The sequence below is a fragment of the uncultured Cedecea sp. genome (assembly GCF_947498825.1).
Classification (GTDB): domain Bacteria; phylum Pseudomonadota; class Gammaproteobacteria; order Enterobacterales; family Enterobacteriaceae; genus JGM124.
The window spans coordinates 229,194-250,245 of sequence record NZ_CANMLV010000002.1; the positions used below are offsets into that span (position 1 = coordinate 229,194).

A 21,052-nucleotide genomic window follows, 5' to 3' on the forward strand; every position below is an offset into this window, starting at 1 on the left:
ATGATTTTTGGGGCTTGAGAGGTTTTGAGAGAATCGTTTAACTTATTAATAAAGTAACTAATCCTTCATGAGTTGTCTGATAGCATGGCCTTATAAATAGCGAATATTGAAAGTTAATATAACTTTTAACATTTATTATTCGCAGTCTATCTTTATCACTTTATTTTTAGTAAATAAATAATGATCCATTATCTATATGATAATCCAATGAGAATCCCGATGAAAAAACTCAGAACACTTCTGTTACCATTGGCCTTAATAGGGTTAATAGGCTGCACTTATAAAAAAACAGAAAATAAAATCATTTCACCTGAAATTATTTTAGAGCATAACATTAAAAATGTTATTATCATCCCCATCACCATTAAAAATAAAAAATATCGTTTTTTAGTTGATACTGGAGCGAGTATTAATGTCATAAATGAAAAAATTGCTGCGGAGATATCTACTCCATATTTACTTTCTGATCTTCATAGTAGTTATCAGAAATTTTTTTCAGAGGTAAAAAGTGTTAGTGGCGCGATTGATAAAGATAAATATATTTTTTTGAAACCTCAGCCGTTTTTTATCGGAACACAAGAAATCAGCGATGAGGATGTCTGGTTATCAATGGATCTTTCTTTATTTATCGAGGCAATTGGTGTAGATATAGACGGTATTATTGGAATGGAAACATTCAGAAAATTCTCCTGGCAAGTCGATAATATAAAAAAACGCCTGATAGTCACTAAAGATGCACCATCAACCCATAATTATCAAACATGTGATGGCTATAGAGATATGCTAAATAGCATGCCAGCAATATGGTTCAAGTATAATGATATAGATGATATCGCCTTTATGATTGATACTGGAGCAGACTATGGTAGTATTGCGGATGATTTTATTCATTATTTAAAAAACAAATCGCATTTGCAACCTGTTAGTAATCAACAACAAGTGGATGCCAGTGGTATTACTTTAGAACCTTCAAGTTTTATACTAAGCGGACTGATATATAATGACATGCCCGTCGGCGAAATAAAAGTTAATGAGAGTAAAAATCAACAATACACTATGGGGATGGATTTTCTATCACGCTTTAATCGTTACGCTTTTATTCCATCACGAATGATGTTTTGCTATGACACACAATCTATTCAGCGCAATAATATATTGCCCATACGCAATATTGCGATACGGTATATTAACAATCATATAGAGGTTTTTTATAATACTAATACAAACCTAATCGGTACTGGATTAAAAAATGGTGATATTATATTAAATGTCAATGGTAAGTACTATGCACCAGAGCAGATTGGCGATTTGAGAACAGTGTTATCAGATACTCCCAAAGCAGCTCTCGAACTGACTATTCAGCGTGGTACACAGAAATTAGTGCTACAGATCTAGCTGATAAAGTTAAGTACTGTCAAAAATAGTATGAACTCAGACTATTTCCAAAATAATTCGAGTTGCCTGCAGGCACAGAGTCAATCCTGACAATGAGCATAGATAAACGATGTGATTTGGCAGGGTTGATGAAAGCAACCCCCTGGTAACTTGAAGCATGACGGATATAGATGCATACCATAGAAATCACACAATACCCGTTATCCTATATTTTGATCTTCACCGATCCTGACTGGCCAGTATACTTCACCAATACCATTCAGGCAGGGTCTGGAAAACAGGTATCCCTGGAATAATCTGACACCTATTGACTGGAGCCAGCACCACTCTTCTTTTTTCTCGACCCCCTCAGCAACCAGTTTGATCCCCATATCTTCGCAATACTTAACCATTGCAGCAATCATCGCTTGTTTAATGCCATTCTTATGAATATCGACTATCAGAGCCCGGTCTAATTTAATTTTGTCCGGCTGGAATTTTGACAGCAACGATAATCTGGAATATCCCGAGCCAAAGTCATCAATCGCTATCCCGATACCTGCGGCTCGAATCTCTTTTAATGAATGATGAAAATCATTCATTCTGATGATTAATTCGGTCTCAAGAACTTCAATAATAACCTGATCGGGTCTTAGATTGGCCTGTCTGATTTGTTCTGATAACAAGGCTACTGAGCCTGGGACGCTATACAGTGACCCCGGGAAAAGGTTGATTGAAATCTTTTCATCTGTTCGCAGCATACGCCCAGCTTGCTGAAGAGCAATAGCTTTACTCTCAAGGTCAAAGGTATAGAGCGACTCTGATGAAATTGAGGCGAATAGCTCCTCAGGTGACTTTCCTTCAGGGCTACGAATAAGCGCTTCAAACGATGAAATATGGCCAGTTATGGGTTCAACTATTGGCTGAAAGGCAAAGGTGCAGATATTGCCCTGTTCAGAGATCTGAGGCGTTATTTGCCGGGAATAATTATTGCTGGCCATCTTCCATTGTGATGGTTTGAAATTCTCAGATGAACGGTACCATCCACCTTGATTGATAAATCGTTTTATAAACCGGAATACCCTGTCATCAGGCAAATCACGGTATTGGGCTTGATTCATATGGCGTATTTCATCTACAAGCGCCTTTGTATCTACTTTTCGCAGATCAAACAGAGTCATACCAGTATCACCGAATCGCCGGTATGCTGAGTAATCGCGCATGAGTTCCACTACCTCAGTATGGCGCAGATCGTCACATATATGTCTAAAGAGAGGCTCAACGTCATGCTCTTCACCTTCCAGAACCTGAAAAAATTCAGTGCCATTAAACAGCAGTATGCCCGTAACCTGCATTGAGATATTTTTCTCGCAGGCTACATGAGACAGTATTCTCAGGTCATTATCCGAACATTCAGCGCTTAGTTGGCTCTGGTAAATCAACGTGGTTAGCATGGATAACCTTTTGCATTGGTTAATGTTCATCACTACACAACTGTATCGTCACCGGTTCCACAGGCTGTAGCGACGACTGTTGTGTCAGCATCAAATCTTTATGGAGATTATCGCGAACCACTATTGATAATAGCGTTTTCAGATGACTGCAGATAAATGGCAACAGATCTTTTTAAAACACCAGGCTCTCTGACAATATAACCCAACAAATACTTATTTCATAAGTACTTAGGTAAAATAGTAACATTAATATCAGAAAATTATTTTGATCTCAGATATAACCTTGTTTATCAGAAAACAATGCTTTTTTAGATGAAAGGCAAACACCGGACTGCGTGTAAGGTTATGCGGGAAAGGATAAAGGAGTTCCCTCTAATCCTCGTTTTTCAATGATGAGGATTAGAGGACAATGGATCCCTGTTAATTAATGGCTTGAATAATCGTTACACGATCGTTCAGTCGCTGTTTAGCTATCGGATCGGTCGCAGCACTGGCCTGTTGTTGTAGATCAGCAATCTGCTTCTTCATCTGTTGCGGATCGGTAAACTTGAGTCCTTTGACATTGACAGAGGCGACATTGGTGTAACGTCCATCATCAGTAGTAGGAACACTGATTTTCCCCTCATTCAGCAGCTTCTCGACAATTTTACGCTCAGCTTCATATCCTTCAAGCCCCGCCAGTTTCCAGCGCTGTATGGCTTTACCCTGATACTCGCCTTTCTTCTCTTCTGTCAAATAACGAATGGTCAGGTTACGGATAGTACCGGCTTCCTCACCATACTCCGCTTTGGTATCTGACAAAATCGGGAACTGCATGCCTTCCAGAACGCCGCCTTTTTGTGTCAAATGGCCCATGCGGTAGCTGTTCATTCCCAGACGGATCGGCATCGTATCCGTTACTGGCGTACCATCATTCAGTTTCAGATCGGTAATACGTTGTCCGACAGGTTTACGTAAATCAATGGTATAAGTCACACCATCAAAGAAATCATTAGTAGAGTATTTCGAAGCACGACGTTGTGGATTGAAGCTATAGGTCACATCTCCGTCATGTTGCTGATTAAAGTAATCTCCGACCCATTCCATATACTTCTTCAGTTCTTTACCCGTCATCTGATAAACCGTAATCTCACCACCCGCATACTGATAGTTGAAAGCGATATCTTTGGCAGCAATAGTCCCTACATTTAATTTAGGACTGTCATTATCAATCTGCAGGGCAATGACTTGAGCTTTTGGAGCATAGTGACGGGCCGCTTCCTGATACAAAGCACTGATACCGGTATCCTGAATATGTACCTGTGGAATACCTTTCACCGCATCTGGTGGCACCAGATCCTGACCTGTCAGTTTGGCAATCGGCCGGTTGGCGTTAGCACGCAGGATGGTATGGAACGGCTGATAAATCTCCTCCATTTCTTTGTCAGAGGTCATCCCTTTTATCGGATAGGTATAGCTGTCTTTATTGATCAGTACATACTTGCCATTTTGCTGCTCAAACTGCAGGTCGATGCGTGATAATGCCCGGCCATATTTATCCGGTTCGGTGATAATCACACCGTTGATTATCTCTTTATCCACTTTAACGTGCATATGTCCGGCAACAATAGCTGCCAGCTCTGGGTTAGCGCGAGCAATATCTCCCACCCCGGTACCGGGCCGCTCGTTTTCATTATCAATCCCCATATGGGCGACCAGCACAATCGCATCCACCAGGCCCTGGATTTGCCCAATGACATCTTTCACCGCCTGTACCGGGTCAGTAAATGTCAGACCATCAATATGGTCAGTTCCCTTGGCAAATTCAGCGGTCATCGGTGTATCCATACCAATAATGCCGATTTTTACACCCTGACGTTCGATTATTTTATAGGCTGGCAAGTAAGGCTTACCGCTTTCCCAGAAAATATTCCCCGCCAGAGCGGTACCTTTAAACTGGTTTAACGGCGTAGACAAGACTTTCAAACCGAAATCAAACTCGTGATTACCCATGACCCACACATCATAATTCAGTGCGTTGAAGCCAAGGATCATCGGGCTGGTTTTATCATTCTTAAAGGTTTCAACAAAGTTCCCCTGAATGGTATCCCCAGCATCAACCAGAATCACGTTCGGCTGTTGAGCACGTACTTTACGGACTTGAGTGGCAATCTGACTCAGGCTACCCGCTAAGTTTTCGGTATCAGTGGAGTAATCCCAGGGAACGAAAGTACCGTGCAAATCAGACGTACCGAGAATGGTGATATTGATCGGTTCCGCAGCCATAGCAGAGGTACTTACACAAAGCAGAAGAGAAATAAGCGTTTTTTTCAGCATATTATTTAATGATAGATAGCAAAATGAAATGTAGAAGCATGATTGATGGTGATCTTTCATCTTGGTTTCAAGAGGAAGATTAGGATTATATTCTCAAATGTGATGACAGTCTATTTTATCAATAAATAAACTTGCAAATCTGATGTCATTATAAGTAGATTGAAAGTATCTTCATTCATTTCTTCCATTTTTCAGATAGTCCAATTATTGGCTTCTAACTGCGCGATAAATATCACAGCAACAGTTCCAGCAAGTAAGCCCTGACAGAGTAGTTATATTGAAAGTTATAAACAGACAAGAGTTATTAACTCAGAATCTATTTATAAATTCCATGCATAACACAACATATAATTCAGCGTTCTACAATATTAATAATTTATCATTCAAGTAATCAGAGGTTTATATGAAAAGGAATAAAATAGCCTTATCATTAATAACATTATTAATGACATCAAGTTATGTATCCGCCGAAAACAAAACTTACCCCCCTGCTATTATTACAACCACAAATGATAGTAGATTAATAAAACCTTTATCTATACGAGAACCCTCTCTGTTTAATAAAATGACCAATAATAATGAAATCATCAACCCTGTGATTCACGAGAAACAAGGCTATATTATAGAACACGGTAATTTTAAAAATGCTGAGACAAAAGAAAGCGGATCGATTGTCATTGTTAGTTCACCGAATGGGGACATTGTTGCCATCGTAGATTCCCCTGATAAAAGAGGTCTGTTCAGTATTGATACAGAAAGAAAGCTCCGTTTTATTGCCGAAGAACCTTCACGTTTATATAAAGAAGATGATGTGGTTCCCGTCAATGATAGTGATTTCGAGAAAATCAGCTCCGCATCGTCAGATAATTCTAAAAGCATTTATGATATAGAGTTTCTTGCGGGCTATTCTTCCTATGCTCTGAAACAATTAGATACTGACCCTGTAGGTTATGCACTAGCCCAGTTGGAAACAGCAAGAGAAGGTCTGAAAAACTCCAACGTAAATAACGTTAATTTGCTATTGGGTGGCATTGTAATATTTAACAAAGAAGGGGAAGGAGAGCTTAGTACATCATCAGAGGGGCTAAGATACTCGCAAGAAGTTCTCCAACCCTTCAGGGCATTGTATCAAACAGATATAAATATGGTATTCGCAACAGTTGAAACAGGCGTATCAGCTGGCCGGGCTTATATGCCAGGATATACCAGTATCAATGCGTGGAATACCTCATTAGCATTTCGCCATGAACTGGGCCATAACGTTGGGGGAAACCATTGTAACGATAATGGCTCTGATAACTACAAGTTTGGTTATAATAATAGTTTATCCAGAACCTTTCTTTGCGGTAACTCATCTCCCTATTATTCAACGCCAGATGTGATAGATAGTAACGGGCTGCCTCTGGGTGACGTAAGAACAGCAGATATGGCCCGGCTCTGGCGTGAACAAGCGGCAAGAATGGCAAATTATAATGTAGCTTTAGAGGGAATGAAACTTATCTTCGCCAGTAACGGTAAGTCTAACTCTGCAGAACTCACTATTCCACTCTTGGTTAAAACACAACGAGCAGGTATTATTGCACTTGACTCTGATATCGGTCCAACAACTTTAATTGATAGTTTTCCTGGTGGATATACCGTACTTAATGTACCACTAACCAGTGGCGGGGAAGAATATAATGTTAAGTTTAGAGCCCAGCGCTCAATCGGTAGTTGTAATATGACTATTATGAATTCCCAGATACCCTGCTTAGATGGTTTAGAAATGCATTTTATTTTTACATACCACCCTGAAGACAATAAAGAATTACCCCCTTCGCTTTACAATGGACTATTACAGCTGAAGGCTATTTCTGTAAACAACCCAGAATTCTCCACTCCATTAAACATTACCATTGCTTTAGATAACACTAATTAATATAGATACAAAATATATTCCCATAAAGAAATAAACATTATAATAATATTAAACAAATAGCCTTAACTTATAGAAAATAATTTACTCTTTGATATTAACGGAGTATATCTTGCAATATTATCCGCTAATTTCACAACAAAAACATCTATTTGCGTTCCTTAAAATGAAGATTAGATAATGGGGGAACTCGCTTAAGGAGCGAGGACATTTAACAAAACGATCATTGCGCTCACCACCGCTGATCCCATTCTGGCGGCTGATCTCTTCAACTTTCATGATGTTTACACACCTGACGGTAAACAACAGGTTAAAAACGGGTGTTTTAATTGAAGAGAGGCATTTATCGACGAATACGCGCTAATCATGCGCTTTGCTGCATCTAACTGATAGGCCATGACAACAAAAAACCGTGGTTTTGGACTGCCCCCATAAAGTCGGAAGGTTCATGTTAAGCGGCTTTCTGCCGCCTTTACTGCTTTGAACTAAGTCTTTCAGCTTTTTTAGAGAGGCATTTTCAGCCCGCAGATAACGGATTCATTTGAGATATCAAACCGGACGATGGCTTCTTGTATAGAAAGGACATCACGAATAATTGCCTGAATAACAGCCGCTCTGAACTCTGGAGAAAGAGCAGTCCTGTTCCAGGACAGCCCATCTATTCCATGGTGCTGATATGTTCTGCTCCAACGACGTACAGATGTTCTGTCGATACCAAAATGCGGTACCTCGCGCCCTATCTTTTCCTGCGAGATAGTGATTAACGACCGCAAGCCGGGTTTTAAGAGAATGCTTTTGTCTTCCCATAAAAAACTGCACCTTACTTAGTTGGGTGTCCAACTTTTAGGGTACAGTTCAGTTAGCGGGCTTCGGTATTTTGCTACCAGTCGGTAAATTCTACTGACAGCCTATTTGCTTTTCTTGATATGGCTAATTAAGCGCTTACGTTTACGCAGCTGATTAGGCGTTAACAGGTTACGCTTATTCGCAAACGGGTTTTCACCTTCTTTGAACTGAATACGGATCGGCGTCCCCATGACTTCCAATGATTTACGGAAGTAATTCATCAGATAGCGTTTATACGAGTCAGGCAAATCTTTAACCTGGTTTCCATGGATAACTACGATAGGCGGGTTATAACCACCGGCATGCGCGTATTTAAGCTTAACCCGACGACCACGTACCATTGGTGGCTGATGGTCTTCTGACGCCATATTCATAATACGCGTCAGCAGTGCGGTACTGACACGGCGCGTTGAGCTGTCATAAGCCTCACGTACCGAATCAAATAAGTTACCCACTCCACTACCATAGAGGGCGGAAATAAAATGGATACGGGCAAAATCGATAAAACCAAGACGGAAATCGAGGGTCTCTTTAACCTGCTCTTTAACTTCCTGGCTCAAACCATCCCACTTATTTACCACAATAACCAGTGAGCGCCCACTATTCAGAATAAAGCCTAACAGTGAGAGATCCTGATCGGAAATCCCTTCTCGGGCATCGATAACCAGCAATACCACGTTAGAATCTTCAATCGCTTGCAGCGTTTTGATTACCGAGAATTTTTCTACTGTTTCGGTAATTTTTCCACGTTTACGAACGCCTGCGGTATCAATCAGAACATATTCCCGCTCATCGCGCTCCATAGGAATATAGATACTGTCCCGCGTTGTGCCCGGCATATCATAAACGACCACACGCTCTTCACCGAGAATACGGTTAGTGAGCGTAGACTTACCAACATTAGGACGTCCCACAATAGCGAGCTTAATTGGTAAGTCCTGTGGATTGAACGGCTCTTCCTCTTCTTCTGGCGCATTTTCGTCAACAATGCCGTTTTTAGCATTGAACTCTGCCCAATAGAGTGCGTCTTCGTCTATTTCCTCTGGCGGTGCAACATCGTCCATCCACGGCAACAGAGCCTGTTCCAGCAGGCTGGTAACACCACGACCATGTGAGGCAGCGATAGCGTGAATTTCACCTAAACCCAGTGAATAGAAATCAATAACCGCCTGGTCAGGATCCAGACCATCAGTTTTGTTCGCGACCAGGAAAGTCGCCTTTTGCCGGGAGCGTAAATGCTTCGCGATACCTTCATCGGCTGGCATCAGTCCGGCACGTGCATCCACCATAAACAAAACAACGTCGGCTTCTTCAATGGCCAACAATGATTGTTCAGCCATGCGGGTTTCTACGCCGTCTTCTGTACCATCAATACCACCGGTATCAATACAGATAAACTCACGGCCTTCCACTTCTGCACGACCATATTTACGATCGCGGGTCAGTCCTGGAAAATCTGCTACCAGAGCATCGCGAGTACGCGTTAATCGGTTAAATAGCGTAGATTTACCGACATTAGGGCGCCCAACCAGCGCGACCACAGGTACCATGATAAAAGCCTCATTACTCAAAAATACATGATCAAACAACAGCAATGTGTTGTTTTTAAAAAACCAAAACGGTTCCCTGATAAGGGAACCGTTTCAAACGTATAGGCTATACGACAAACTTAACGCTCAATGGCGTATAAATTACCGTTTTTTGCCTGGATAAGCAGTTTGTTACCCGCGACAACAGGATCGGTCTGGAAGCCAGAACTATCGACTTTTTGCTGAGCAACAAAGCGTCCGTCACTGGTGTTAACCCAGTGCATATAACCCTCGCTGTCACCGACGACGATATAACCATCATACAGTACCGGAGAGGTCAGGCCACGATGCAACAACTCGCTTTGCGTCCATACCGTGACGCCGCCGTCAATAGTCAGTGATATTATGCGATCATTCTGATCAACTAAATAAATATGATTATCGTTGATAACAAAATCAAGCACAGAACCGAGTTCACGTTTCCATATAATTTGACCAGAACGTAGGTCAAGAGCCGCGAAGTTACCATTATAAGCCAGGGCATAAACTACGCCATTAACAATAACTGGCGTGGTATCAACATCACTCAGACGGTCAATTTCAGTGGTACCGGTTGCCTGAGAGATACGTTGCTGCCAGATTAACTGCCCTTGCTGCATCAGTACCGCGTTCACACGACCGTTATCTCCCCCTACTAAAGCAGCGCCAAAGGCAACCGCAGGGGCAGACTCACCACGTAATGATAGTGCAGGTATTTCAAGGTTAACAGTCCACTTAATTGAACCATCAGTTTCGTCTAATGCCTGCAATAAACCATTACCGGTATGGATAAGTACCAAACCGTCACTGACAACCGGGCTTGAAAGTGCTTCACCTGCCACTGTCGTTTCCCAGGCTACACTGCCGTCGTCAGTATTGAGGGCATAGACTTTTGCTTTTTCAGTGCCCACAAAAATATGAGAGCCTTCAACGGTCAAACCACCCGATAATAACGCGGAGATGTTACTGGAGAAGAAACCGGTTTTTTCTGCCAGGTCTGTCTGCCATATTTGTTTACCATCATCAGCGTTAACAGCCTTAACCAGACCACGACGGTCTGCTGCATAGACTGTTCCTCCCTGCCATGCAGGATGGAGATTTGAGTAGAAATCACCGACGCCATTACCAACAGAGGCCTGCCAAACTTTAGTCGGGGTAAACTGGTTTTCAACTGTAGGCAGCGGAGACATTTTGACAACGTCTTCTTCGCCGCTAAACAGGGAACAACCGCTGAGCAGTGTCAGGGAAATTAACCCTGGTACGAGTAGTTTACGCAATTGCATCCTGTTCCTCTTAGCTCGACAAGTTGTTAATTTTTATCTGGAGCATTTCAATCAGCGCCGGAGATGACTTACTGAGTAAACCTTGACTCCAGGCATCGCGGGCACCTTGTTTATCGCCTTTACTCAGTAACGCCTCACCGCGTAAATCTGCAACCAGTGCAGCCCAGCTTTCACCTTTGATGTTATCAAGGGTTTTTAGCGCCGCATCAGATTGCTTCTGTTGAATCTGTACGCGTGCCAGACGCAAGTCGATCAGTGCCTGCAAATTCGCATCTTTAGCGCTCGCCAGGCTACTTTGTAGCTGGCTGGCGGCTTTATCCAGCTCATTTTTATCAGCGTATTGCTGAGCCAGCTCAAGGGAAGCCAGTGAGCCATAAATGTTGTTATTGTCCTCAGCAAATTTTTGCAATGCTTCCAGGGTCTGTGGTTTGTCTGTCTGGACTTCACTGCTTAGCGTTTGATAAGACAGCGAAGCAGCACCGGCATTTGCTATCTGCTGGTTTCCCCAATAACGCCAGCCAACCAGCGCACCAATACCCAATACCACCCCGACGATCAACGCTTTACCATTTTCGGCAAAAAAACGCTTTAACGCGTCAACCTGATCGTTTTCGTTCTCAAATACTTCCACGCAGTCCTTCTCCTTAACGAGTAATTACCTGGTGATTAGCCCAGTAGCGCCAGCAGTCGAGCATCCACGTCTTGTTGTAATACGGTTTGCTGCTCACCTGTGCGAAGATCTTTAACAACCACTTCACCTTTAGAGACTTCATCTTCACCCAGTACCAGAGCCACACGAGCGCCCCATTTATCCGCACGGGCAAACTGCTTCTTAAAGTTACCCCCGCCATAGTTCGTCATGAACTTAAGAGAAGGCAATTTTTCACGCAGTTTTTCAGCCAACAGCATAGCGGCAACCTGCGTACCCTGGCCCGATGAGACCAGGTAAATATCGACAACAGATTCGGCTTTAAATTCCGGATTGATTTCTTGAACCAGTAAAACAAGACGTTCCAGGCCCATTGCAAAACCAACAGCAGGTGCCGCACGGCCGCCAAGTTGCTCTACCAGACCATCATAACGACCACCGGCACATACAGTACCCTGTGAGCCCAGATGCGTCGTCACCCACTCGAATACCGTACGGTTATAGTAGTCCAGACCGCGTACCAGACGCTGGTTAACCCGATAACCGATACCTGCCGCATCCAGGTACTGACAAAGTCCGGTAAAGTGTTCCCGTGACTCCTCGTCGAGGTAATCCCCCAGTTCCGGTGCATCGTTTAATAATAACTGCACATCCGGATTTTTAGAGTCCAGAACACGTAATGGATTGCTGTACATCCGACGTTTACAGTCTTCATCCAGTTTATCCTGATGTTGTTCCAGGAAGGCAACCAATGCATCACGATAACGCGCACGCGCTTCCAGTGAACCAATGGAGTTCAGTTCCAGGGTAACAAATTCTGAAATACCCAGAGCACGCCACCAGCTTGCTGTTAGCATAATCAGTTCGGCGTCAATATCCGGGCCATTCAGGCCAAAAACTTCAACACCAAGCTGGTTAAACTGGCGATAACGCCCTTTTTGCGGCCGTTCGTGGCGGAACATTGGACCAACGTACCACAAGCGTTGTTCCTGATTGTACAGCAGACCATGTTCAATTCCGGCACGCACACAACCAGCCGTTCCTTCAGGACGTAAAGTCAAACTGTCGCCATTACGATCCTCAAAGGTATACATTTCTTTTTCAACGACATCGGTGACTTCACCAATGGCGCGTTTGAATAATGCGGTCTGCTCTACAATCGGTAAACGAATTTCGCTGTAACCGTAACTTGCAAGCACCTGCTTCAGACGCCCTTCAATACTTTGCCAGATGGCTGTATCAGCAGGCAGGTAATCGTTCATACCGCGAATGGCTTGAATATTTTTTGCCACGTTTTTTCTCTAATTTATCTACAAAAAATGAACCCGCTATCAGACGATTTATACCCCAAATAATTCGAGTTGCTTGTAGGCACAGGGTAAATCTTGGCGACAGGCATAGATGAACTATGTGATTCGGCCAAGATTATTGCGCGCAATACCCAAGCAACTTGCAGTATGACGGGTATAACCGGGTAACTTGTCCCGCGGGCTTAATCATACACGGGAAGCCCGGCGCTTCCCATGCTTCGTATTATTTTTCCAGTTGCTGGATCTGGATGCGCTGTGCTTCATCTAACATACTGGCTTTCGCACGAATACGCGCCTCAAGCTGCGCAATCATATCCTCGTTGTCCATACGTTGTTTCTGGCGCACGCCATCTTCGTATAAACCACTTTTCTTATTGCCGCCCGTCACACCAAGCGTAGATACCAACGCTTCTCCAGGACCGTTAACCACACAACCAATAATAGAAACGTCCATCGGTGTCAGGATATCTTCAAGCCGCTGCTCAAGTGCATTGACAGTACCAATGACGTCAAACTCCTGACGCGAGCAGGTTGGACAAGCAATAAAGTTGATCCCACGAGAACGGATCCGCAATGATTTCAGAATATCAAAACCTACTTTGATCTCTTCGACAGGATCCGCCGCCAGAGAAATACGCAATGTATCGCCGATCCCTTCTGAGAGCAGTAGCCCTAAACCAATTGCTGACTTCACCGATCCCGCTCGTGCGCCACCCGCCTCGGTGATACCCAGATGTAAAGGCTGATCGATGGCTTTCGCCAGTAAGCGATAAGATTCAACGGCGAGGAAAACATCTGAAGCTTTTACACTCACTTTAAACTGCGAGAAATTCAGACGATCAAGATGATCAACATGACGCATCGCTGACTCAAGTAATGCTTGTGGCGTCGGCTCACCGTATTTTTCCTGCAAATCTTTTTCTAAAGATCCCGCATTGACGCCAATACGAATCGGAATATTTTTGTCACGCGCACAGTCAACAACGCTACGAATGCGCGCTTCGTTACCGATATTACCAGGATTAATACGTAAACAGTCCACGCCATATTCGGCTACTTTCAACGCAATGCGGTAGTCGAAATGAATATCAGCGACCAAGGGAAGATTAACTTGTTGTTTGATGAGCTTGAATGCTTCAGCGGCGTCCATCGTCGGAACAGAGACACGAACAATGTCCGCGCCAACACGTTCTAGCGCTTTAATTTGATTAACCGTCGCTTCCACATCCGTGGTACGCGTGTTGGTCATAGACTGTACAGCTATTGGTGCACCATCGCCAATGGGTACATTCCCAACATAAATCCGGGTGGATTTCCGGCGCTGGATTGGTGCGGCATTATGCATGATAAATCTCCACAATTCCCCGTTATAAACGGTGCTGCTTATTCAGCACTCACCGTCAGACGAGCAACCTGGTTAGTTCGGATAAAACGACTCAAATCAACAGGTTTACCCTGGAATTGAATTTGTACTGCTGCTGGCGCACCGATTTTCAACTGATAAGAGGGGTGGCCTTCTAAATCTAATGTTTCTCCTTTGCGTTTTAAACCGCTAAACAGTTTTTTTCCTGAAGCATCGGAGACTTCTAACCAGCAGTCATTGCTGAATGTCATATTCAGGGCATCAGCGGCAACCTCTGAGGTCGTAACATTGGCATTTTCAGTAGGCAATGTTACTGGAGCTGTTTCACTTGATTCGTTGCTCTGCAGATTGTCAGTCGATGTCTGGCTCTGAGAAACCACAGCATCGGGCTGTGAAGACGTATCAGCAGGCGTGGTATTCAGTGGCACAGGTACACTCGCCGAAGCCGTCGATTCAGGCTGAGTTAACGTCTGAGCAGGAGCGTCATCCTGGTTCAGAGGAATGCTTTGCCCATTCTGCGCGGAAGAAAGTTCGACCGATGACTGATCGTCCATAGTGATGAGTTCGGCCTGTTGTGCCTTGTGATTTTGCCACCACCATGCGCCGGTTAGCCCCAGTACCACAAACAGAATCAGCCAGGTGAAGCTCATCAACCAGCCATCGCGCTTTTTACGGCGTTTACCCAGCGAATAGCTGTGCATAACCTCAACTTTACTGTCCCGAACAGGCGTCTGCTTTGCCATCATCGGAAGTAACTCTTCTTCCGGGATATGTACCAGCCGGGCATAAGAACGAATATAACCACGCAGGAAGGTCGACGCCAGATCCTGAGGAGACGTATTCTCTTCGATATCTCGCACCGTGGAAACTTTAAGACACAGGCGTTCAGCGACAGTTTGCTGGCTAAACCCCAATTGTTCGCGAGCGATGCGCAGACGTTCGCCCATCGTTTGTGCTTCATTTGATTCTTTAGTGGCTTCAGTATTCATTAGCTACAATTACGGGTGCTGTTCAATTAAAGAATTAGGTACCAGTTCTGATAAACAACGTTTTAACACGTCGGACGAACTCATACCGCGAAAAATCTGTTACCTGAAGAAAGCTCTCAGCAATAAATACCGGCTAAAATAAGCGGTTTTTCACTCACTTAACTGTTTTTATCGGCCATTGAACTTGCCCGAGAGTCAATCATGGCTATTTTTTATGAGTCATGGCGCTAATATGACTAAATTCAGGTAACTACACGCTTATCACATCGCTACATACTGCCCTAAAGCAAGCGGAAACGCACCGTAATTATTCACGAGTTTAAGCATTCATCGCCGATTAAGGCAAACCGTCACAAACTGACGGCTTGCCATCTGTCTTTGCCCTTTAATGGTGCGCATATGCACCATTAAAGGGCCAGCTTATCTTATCAGACAGCTTTAACCGCAATAGTTTCACCTTGCATATGCTTACGCAGAGTACGCTTGGTACGGTCAATCACTTCTCCAGCTAACTGACCACAGGCGGCATCAATATCATCTCCACGGGTCTTACGCACAATGGTAGTAAAACCATAGCTCATCAGCACTTTTGAAAAACGATCGATGCGGCTATTGGAGCTACGTCCATAAGGTGCACCCGGGAACGGGTTCCATGGAATCAGGTTTATCTTACAAGGCGTATCTTTCAGACACTCGGCAAGCTGATGCGCATGTTCGGTGCCATCGTTGACATGATCCAGTAACACGTACTCTACCGTGACGCGTCCTTGGTTAGCATTCGACTTTTCCATATAACGACGAACCGATGCCAGGAAGGTTTCGATATTATATTTTTTGTTGATAGGCATGATTTCATCACGTATCGCATCCGTTGGGGCATGCAGAGAAATCGCCAGAGCCACGTCAATCATATCGCCCAGTTTGTCGAGGGCAGGAACCACACCAGAGGTAGAAAGGGTAACGCGTCGCTTGGACAGACCAAAACCAAAGTCATCCAGCATAATTTCCATGGCAGGAACCACATTATTGAGGTTCAGCAGAGGTTCGCCCATACCCATCATGACGACGTTCGTTATCGGGCGGATACCGGTTTTTTTCTGCGCGCCAATAATTTTTGCCGCACGCCATACCTGACCAATAATTTCCGACACCCGTAGGTTACGGTTGAAGCCTTGTTGGGCCGTTGAACAGAACTTACATTCCAGCGCACAGCCAACTTGTGAAGAGACGCATAATGTTGCGCGATCGGCTTCGGGAATATAGACCGTTTCCACTAGCTGATCGGCAATCTTAATTGCCCATTTGATCGTGCCATCGGCAGAACGTTGCTCTTCCGCGACCTCAGGGGCGCGGATCACCGCAACTTCTTTCAACTTGGTGCGTAACACCTTGTTGATGTCAGTCATCTCATCAAAATCATCACTGCAGTAGTGATACATCCACTTCATCACCTGATCAGCACGAAACGGTTTTTCGCCCATTTCGGCAAAAAACTCGCGTAATTGCTGACGGTTTAAATCCAGCAGATTAATTTTTTCGGGTTTATTTACCACACTTACAGATGACATCTCGGGCACATTCATTTCAGACATAATATTTTCCGGCCTCGTTATTACACGTTATGGCCCCTGGGAGGGTTAAAAAGAAGCGCCCCGGTGAGCATGCTCTTCCGGGGCGCTATATTGTACAAACTCTCAGGCACGTATGCCACGACTGAAAGCGAACAATAGAAAATTAAATGTAAGCAGATACCCGTCATACTTCAAGTCGCCAGGGGATTGTCTTCATGAATCCTGCGGAATCACACAGTTTATCTGTGCTTATCGCCAGGATTCACTCGCCACCTACGAGCAACTTGCCTGATTTCGGATACCGTCAATCGTTATTCAAGCTTAGCGAGTGCGCGGGCACACTTCGTTTTCAGCGAAGAAATACGCGATTTCACGGGCAGCAGACTCAACAGAATCCGAACCGTGGGTTCCGTTCTCGGTGAAGCTGTCAGCGTAATCAGCACGCAGAGTCCCTGCCAGTGCGTTGTCCGGGTTAGTTGCCCCTAACAGATCGCGGTGACGCTGAACGGCATTTTCACCTTCCAGAACGCTAACTACGATTGGACCTGAGGTCATAAACTCAACCAGGCCATCGAAGAAAGGTCTTCCTTCATGTTCTGCGTAGAAACCACGAGCCTGTTCAACACTCAGATGCAGCATTTTCGCACCAACAATTTTGAAACCTGCAGATTCAAAACGAGAGTAGATACCACCAATAACGTTTTTTGCTACTGCATTAGGTTTGATGATGGAAAATGTACGTTCAATAGCCATGATTACCTCTGTCAATGTACTTTATTTACCGGTGACTCATCACAGTTAAATTTCATGAAACAAGCCCGGTGTTAAATCAGCCAGTTTAAGCTCACTCAATAAAGGAGTTGCTCAAATGACATATCACCTTAGCTCATCTGTCTGTAATTCAATTATTTGACATAGTCCCAGTGTGATTTGGCGCAGATTATAATCAGCAAGTTTGCTGTTGCCTATGGATACAGATAACATTTTTTTAAAAAATATCCTTCAATGGTAACAATTTTGCTTTCATGTGCTACGTATTGTTGAGCAGAAGTGAGTATTTCAGGATACATGATTGTGTTTTAAGCGTTATCTCGCACCCCTGAGACGAGTAACTTGTTCAATGACAAAAAAACATCGACAATCATTATTTAGTTGATGAAACGGAGGCCCCCTACCATGTCCACCTCTTTCTTCGTCGCGGGTGACTGGCTCGCAGAACATATAAACGATCCCCGAATTCAGATTCTGGACGCGCGTATGGCGCCGCCTTCAGGCCCTGATGCACTCCGTGATATTCCTGCTGAATACCTTTCCGGGCATATTCCGGGCGCGATTTTATTTGATATCGAAGCCCTCTCTGACCATAGCAATCCTCTTCCACATATGATGCCTCGCCCTGAAGCTTTCGCAGTGGCAATGCGCGAACGAGGGATCCATCATGACAAGCACCTGGTGATTTATGATGACGGTAACTTATTCTCCGCTCCACGCGCCTGGTGGATGCTAAAAAGCTATGGGGTTGATAACGTCTCTATTCTGGCCGGCGGGTTAAAGCGCTGGGTTGGTGAAGACTACGAGCTTGAACAAGGTGAAGCAGTTATCACTGAAAGTGAGTTCGAGGTCAATTTTAATCCTGAAGTCATTAAACGTCTGACGGATGTGTTGCTCATCAGCCACGAAGGAACAGCACAATTAGTGGATGCCCGTCCGGCAGCTCGCTTTAATGCGCTGGCTGATGAACCTCGCCCGGGCCTTAAACGTGGCCATATTCCGGGTGCGCTTAATGTGCCCTGGACTGATGTTGTCGAAGATGGGCAGCTTAAGACCGTTGATGAACTCACAGAGATTTTTCAACAACAAGGCATTGATTTTGAAAAACCGGTGATTGTCAGTTGTGGATCGGGCGTTACTGCCGCAGTCATTGTCCTGGCGCTGGCTACACTAAATGCCAGTGATATATCCATTTATGATGGTTCATGGAGTGAATGGGGTTCACGCACCGACTTGCCCGTTGAACCTGCGACAGTGAAGTAATGACAGGTGAGGACGAAAAAGACAGCGATCTTTTGTCCTTCCGTGTTCAGAAATACTGGAAACCGCCAGCCATTAAAGGCTGGCGGTTTTGCCTCAACAGCGATAAAAAATATTACGACTGCAGGTCGAAACGGTCCAGATTCATGACTTTAGTCCAGGCTGCGATAAAGTCTTTAACAAATTTATTTTCCGCATCCTGACTGGCGTAAACCTCAGCCAGCGCCCGTAGTACTGCATTAGAACCGAATACCAGGTCTGCACGCGTGGCGGTGTATTTCACTTCACCGCTCTCACGAGAGCGCCCTTCGAATAACTCAGCATCTTCATTCACTGCTTTCCATTCGGTACGCATATCCAGCAAGTTAATAAAGAAATCGTTGCTCAGAACCCCTTGGCGAGAAGTCAGTACACCGTGCTGACTTTCATCATGGGTAATACCAAGTGAACGTAACCCGCCAATCAATACCGTCAGTTCCGGCGCGGTCAATGTCAGTTGCTGTGCCTTATCAATTAACAATGCTTCGGTAGACGTTGCATTGGCAATACGGCGGTAGTTTCTGAAGCCATCAGCGGCAGGTTCAAGCAACTCAAATGATGCAATATCGGTCTGTTCCTGTGTCGCATCAACGCGCCCTGGCGTAAACGGCACTTTACTACCACTGGCTTTTTCCAGACCAACAACCCCTGCCAGCACGATGACATCGGCCAGCGAGGCCTTCCCAGACGCCTTCTGAATAGCCTCCAGTACAGGTAATGCTCTGGCAGCTACAGCATTGACAGCCCAGCTACGTTGTGGAGCCAGCGCCAGCCGGGCACCGTTTGCGCCACCGCGTTTATCACCACCACGGAAGGTTGAAGCGGAGGCCCATGCCACAGAAACCAACTCACTTATCGTCAGACCGGAATCAGCAATGCTTTGTTTCAGCTTATCAATATCGCTACCGGAAGGCGTATGACTGACCTGCGGTAACGGATCCTGCCAAATCAGGTCTTCTTTTGGTACTTCCGGACCAATGTAACGTGCTTTAGGCCCCATATCGCGGTGCGTCAGTTTGTACCAGGCCCGGGCAAAAGCTTCATTAAAGGACTGCGGATCGTTCAGAAAACGGCGAGAAATCTTCTCAAACTCGGGATCGAAGCGCAGCGTCAGATCGGTCACCAGCATGGTTGGTTTACGTTTTTTCGTCGGTTCAAACGGGTCAGGAATAATGTCCGGACCGTTAACGGCTTCAAACTGAATGGCTCCGGCCGGACTGCGTGTTTGTACCCAGTCATAGCCGAACAGGTTTTCGAAGAAGTAGTTACTCCACTGGGTGGGCGTCTGCGTCCAGACAACTTCAAGACCTGATGAGATAGCATCCGGACCCACACCGCTATTGTAACTGCTGGCCCAGCCGAGCCCCTGCGCTTCAAGAGGTGATGCTTCAGGATCGGGACCGACATGGCTTGCTGCTGCAGAACCGTGGGTTTTACCCAACGTGTGTCCACCTGCGATCAAGGCGACGATCTCTTCATCATCCATCCCCATATTGCCAAACGTTGCACGGATAGCCGGCGCGGCAGAGGCGGGATCACCGCTATGCTCTGGGCCTTCCGGATTGACGTAAATCAGCCCCATTTCGGTTGCACCTAACGGTGCCTGTGCCAGAGATTCAGGGTGGCGGTGTTCAAGCCACTCTTTCTCACTCCCCCAGTTAACGTCCAGATCCGGCTCCCATACGTCTTCGCGTCCGGCGCCAAAGCCAAAGGTACGAAAGCCTGCGTTTTCTAGCGCGACATTACCCGCCAGAATAATCAGGTCAGCCCAAGAGATTTTCTGGCCATATTTTTGTTTGACGGGCCATAGCAAGCGGCGGGATTTATCAAGACTTACATTATCCGGCCATGAGTTAAGTGGGGCGAAGCGTTGCTGACCGCGACCGGAACCACCCCGACCATCACGGGCACGATAGGTACCTGCACTGTGCCATGCCATACGGATAAAAAGACCGATATAACTGCCCCAGTCGGCAGGCCACCATGATTGAGAATCTGTCAGCAGCGCTTTGATATCGCCTTTCAGAGCGTAGTAATCAAGCTTACTGAACTCTTTACGGTAACTGAAATTTTCATCCAGTGGGTTCGAGCGGCTGGAATGCTGGTTTAACAGGTCAACACGCAGTTGGTGCGGCCACCAGTCCTGATTACTGGTCCCCTCACCAGCAGTATCCGTACTCTGACCATGATTGAACGGGCACTTTCCAGTCCCTGCAGAAGATGCATTGTGTAAGTCAGTCGAGTTGCTCATTTCGCTCTCCGTTATTATCAGTATCCTTCCACTATAGCTCCTATGAAAAATCATTAATATCGGGTTGGGCCTACGGATTTGATAGTCAGTACC

The 21,052-nt window shown here is 45.1% G+C and carries 14 protein-coding genes; 3 read left to right on the forward strand and 11 right to left on the reverse strand.

The features are described from left to right. Nucleotides 1-219 precede the first annotated feature (219 nt). On the forward strand, nt 220-1,395 hold the full coding sequence (locus Q1A40_RS04495) for an aspartyl protease family protein (protein ID WP_299998231.1): 1,176 nt from the start codon (nt 220-222) through the stop codon (nt 1,393-1,395). A gap of 200 nt (nt 1,396-1,595) precedes the next feature. Here the strand turns inward: Q1A40_RS04495 and Q1A40_RS04500 are convergent, their stop codons facing one another. Beyond that, nucleotides 1,596-2,828 (reverse strand): diguanylate phosphodiesterase, encoded by a 1,233-nt coding sequence (locus Q1A40_RS04500; RefSeq protein ID WP_299998232.1) that lies wholly within the window; start codon nt 2,826-2,828, stop codon nt 1,596-1,598. A gap of 420 nt (nt 2,829-3,248) precedes the next feature. Then, complete coding sequence (locus tag Q1A40_RS04505; protein WP_299998348.1) at nt 3,249-5,141, reverse strand: 5'-nucleotidase C-terminal domain-containing protein; 1,893 nt, start codon at nt 5,139-5,141, stop codon at nt 3,249-3,251. 406 nt (nt 5,142-5,547) lie between these two features. On the opposite strand from Q1A40_RS04505, the gene Q1A40_RS04510 reads away from it, so the two are divergent. Continuing rightward, a complete protein-coding gene (locus tag Q1A40_RS04510) occupies nt 5,548-7,062 on the forward strand; it encodes a hypothetical protein (protein ID WP_299998233.1) in 1,515 nt (504 codons plus the stop codon). Nucleotides 7,063-7,967: 905 nt separating this feature from the next. On the opposite strand, the gene der is transcribed toward Q1A40_RS04510, so the two are convergent. From der to ndk, 8 genes are all read right to left on the reverse strand, one after another. After that, complete coding sequence (der, locus tag Q1A40_RS04515) at nt 7,968-9,455, reverse strand: ribosome biogenesis GTPase Der (protein WP_299998234.1); 1,488 nt, start codon at nt 9,453-9,455, stop codon at nt 7,968-7,970. Between the two features lie 119 nt (nt 9,456-9,574). After that, nucleotides 9,575-10,756 carry an outer membrane protein assembly factor BamB gene (gene bamB, locus Q1A40_RS04520; protein ID WP_299998235.1) on the reverse strand — a complete coding sequence of 394 codons (1,182 nt, stop codon included), beginning with the start codon at nt 10,754-10,756 and terminating at the stop codon, nt 9,575-9,577. 10 nt (nt 10,757-10,766) lie between these two features. Further along, nucleotides 10,767-11,387 carry a YfgM family protein gene (locus Q1A40_RS04525; protein WP_299998236.1) on the reverse strand — a complete coding sequence of 207 codons (621 nt, stop codon included), beginning with the start codon at nt 11,385-11,387 and terminating at the stop codon, nt 10,767-10,769. Between the two features lie 35 nt (nt 11,388-11,422). Next, nucleotides 11,423-12,697: a histidine--tRNA ligase gene (gene hisS, locus Q1A40_RS04530; RefSeq protein ID WP_299998237.1), complete on the reverse strand. Its 1,275-nt coding sequence runs from the start codon at nt 12,695-12,697 to the stop codon at nt 11,423-11,425. A 241-nt stretch (nt 12,698-12,938) separates the two neighbouring features. Beyond that, entirely contained in the window at nt 12,939-14,060 is a 1,122-nt protein-coding gene (ispG, locus tag Q1A40_RS04535) for a flavodoxin-dependent (E)-4-hydroxy-3-methylbut-2-enyl-diphosphate synthase (protein ID WP_299998238.1), read from the reverse strand. A gap of 38 nt (nt 14,061-14,098) precedes the next feature. Then, nucleotides 14,099-15,067, reverse strand: a complete 969-nt coding sequence (rodZ, locus tag Q1A40_RS04540) for a cytoskeleton protein RodZ (protein WP_299998239.1) — start codon at nt 15,065-15,067, stop codon at nt 14,099-14,101. A gap of 428 nt (nt 15,068-15,495) precedes the next feature. Further along, nucleotides 15,496-16,659, reverse strand: a complete 1,164-nt coding sequence (locus tag Q1A40_RS04545) for a bifunctional tRNA (adenosine(37)-C2)-methyltransferase TrmG/ribosomal RNA large subunit methyltransferase RlmN (RefSeq protein ID WP_299998240.1) — start codon at nt 16,657-16,659, stop codon at nt 15,496-15,498. 300 nt (nt 16,660-16,959) lie between these two features. After that, nucleotides 16,960-17,391: a nucleoside-diphosphate kinase gene (gene ndk, locus Q1A40_RS04550; RefSeq protein WP_299998241.1), complete on the reverse strand. Its 432-nt coding sequence runs from the start codon at nt 17,389-17,391 to the stop codon at nt 16,960-16,962. A 423-nt stretch (nt 17,392-17,814) separates the two neighbouring features. Here ndk and sseA point away from each other — a divergent pair, with 423 nt between their 5' ends. Further along, the gene (gene sseA, locus Q1A40_RS04555) at nt 17,815-18,672 is read left to right on the forward strand and encodes a 3-mercaptopyruvate sulfurtransferase (RefSeq protein WP_299998242.1); all 858 of its coding nucleotides are present in this window, start codon (nt 17,815-17,817) and stop codon (nt 18,670-18,672) included. A gap of 112 nt (nt 18,673-18,784) precedes the next feature. On the opposite strand, the gene katG is transcribed toward sseA, so the two are convergent. Then, on the reverse strand, nt 18,785-20,959 hold the full coding sequence (gene katG / locus Q1A40_RS04560) for a catalase/peroxidase HPI (RefSeq protein WP_299998243.1): 2,175 nt from the start codon (nt 20,957-20,959) through the stop codon (nt 18,785-18,787). Between the last annotated feature and the right edge of the window lie 93 nt (nt 20,960-21,052).

Coding starts and splice junctions, on each gene's coding strand:
- Q1A40_RS04495 (WP_299998231.1), top strand. CDS start 220: ATGAAAAAACTCAGAACACTTCTGTTACCATTGGCCTTAATAGGGTTA.
- katG (WP_299998243.1), bottom strand. CDS start 20,959: ATGAGCAACTCGACTGACTTACACAATGCATCTTCTGCAGGGACTGGA.
- sseA (WP_299998242.1), top strand. CDS start 17,815: ATGTCCACCTCTTTCTTCGTCGCGGGTGACTGGCTCGCAGAACATATA.
- ndk (WP_299998241.1), bottom strand. CDS start 17,391: ATGGCTATTGAACGTACATTTTCCATCATCAAACCTAATGCAGTAGCA.
- Q1A40_RS04500 (WP_299998232.1), bottom strand. CDS start 2,828: ATGCTAACCACGTTGATTTACCAGAGCCAACTAAGCGCTGAATGTTCG.
- bamB (WP_299998235.1), bottom strand. CDS start 10,756: ATGCAATTGCGTAAACTACTCGTACCAGGGTTAATTTCCCTGACACTG.
- Q1A40_RS04545 (WP_299998240.1), bottom strand. CDS start 16,659: ATGTCTGAAATGAATGTGCCCGAGATGTCATCTGTAAGTGTGGTAAAT.
- rodZ (WP_299998239.1), bottom strand. CDS start 15,067: ATGAATACTGAAGCCACTAAAGAATCAAATGAAGCACAAACGATGGGC.
- ispG (WP_299998238.1), bottom strand. CDS start 14,060: ATGCATAATGCCGCACCAATCCAGCGCCGGAAATCCACCCGGATTTAT.
- Q1A40_RS04510 (WP_299998233.1), top strand. CDS start 5,548: ATGAAAAGGAATAAAATAGCCTTATCATTAATAACATTATTAATGACA.
- der (WP_299998234.1), bottom strand. CDS start 9,455: ATGGTACCTGTGGTCGCGCTGGTTGGGCGCCCTAATGTCGGTAAATCT.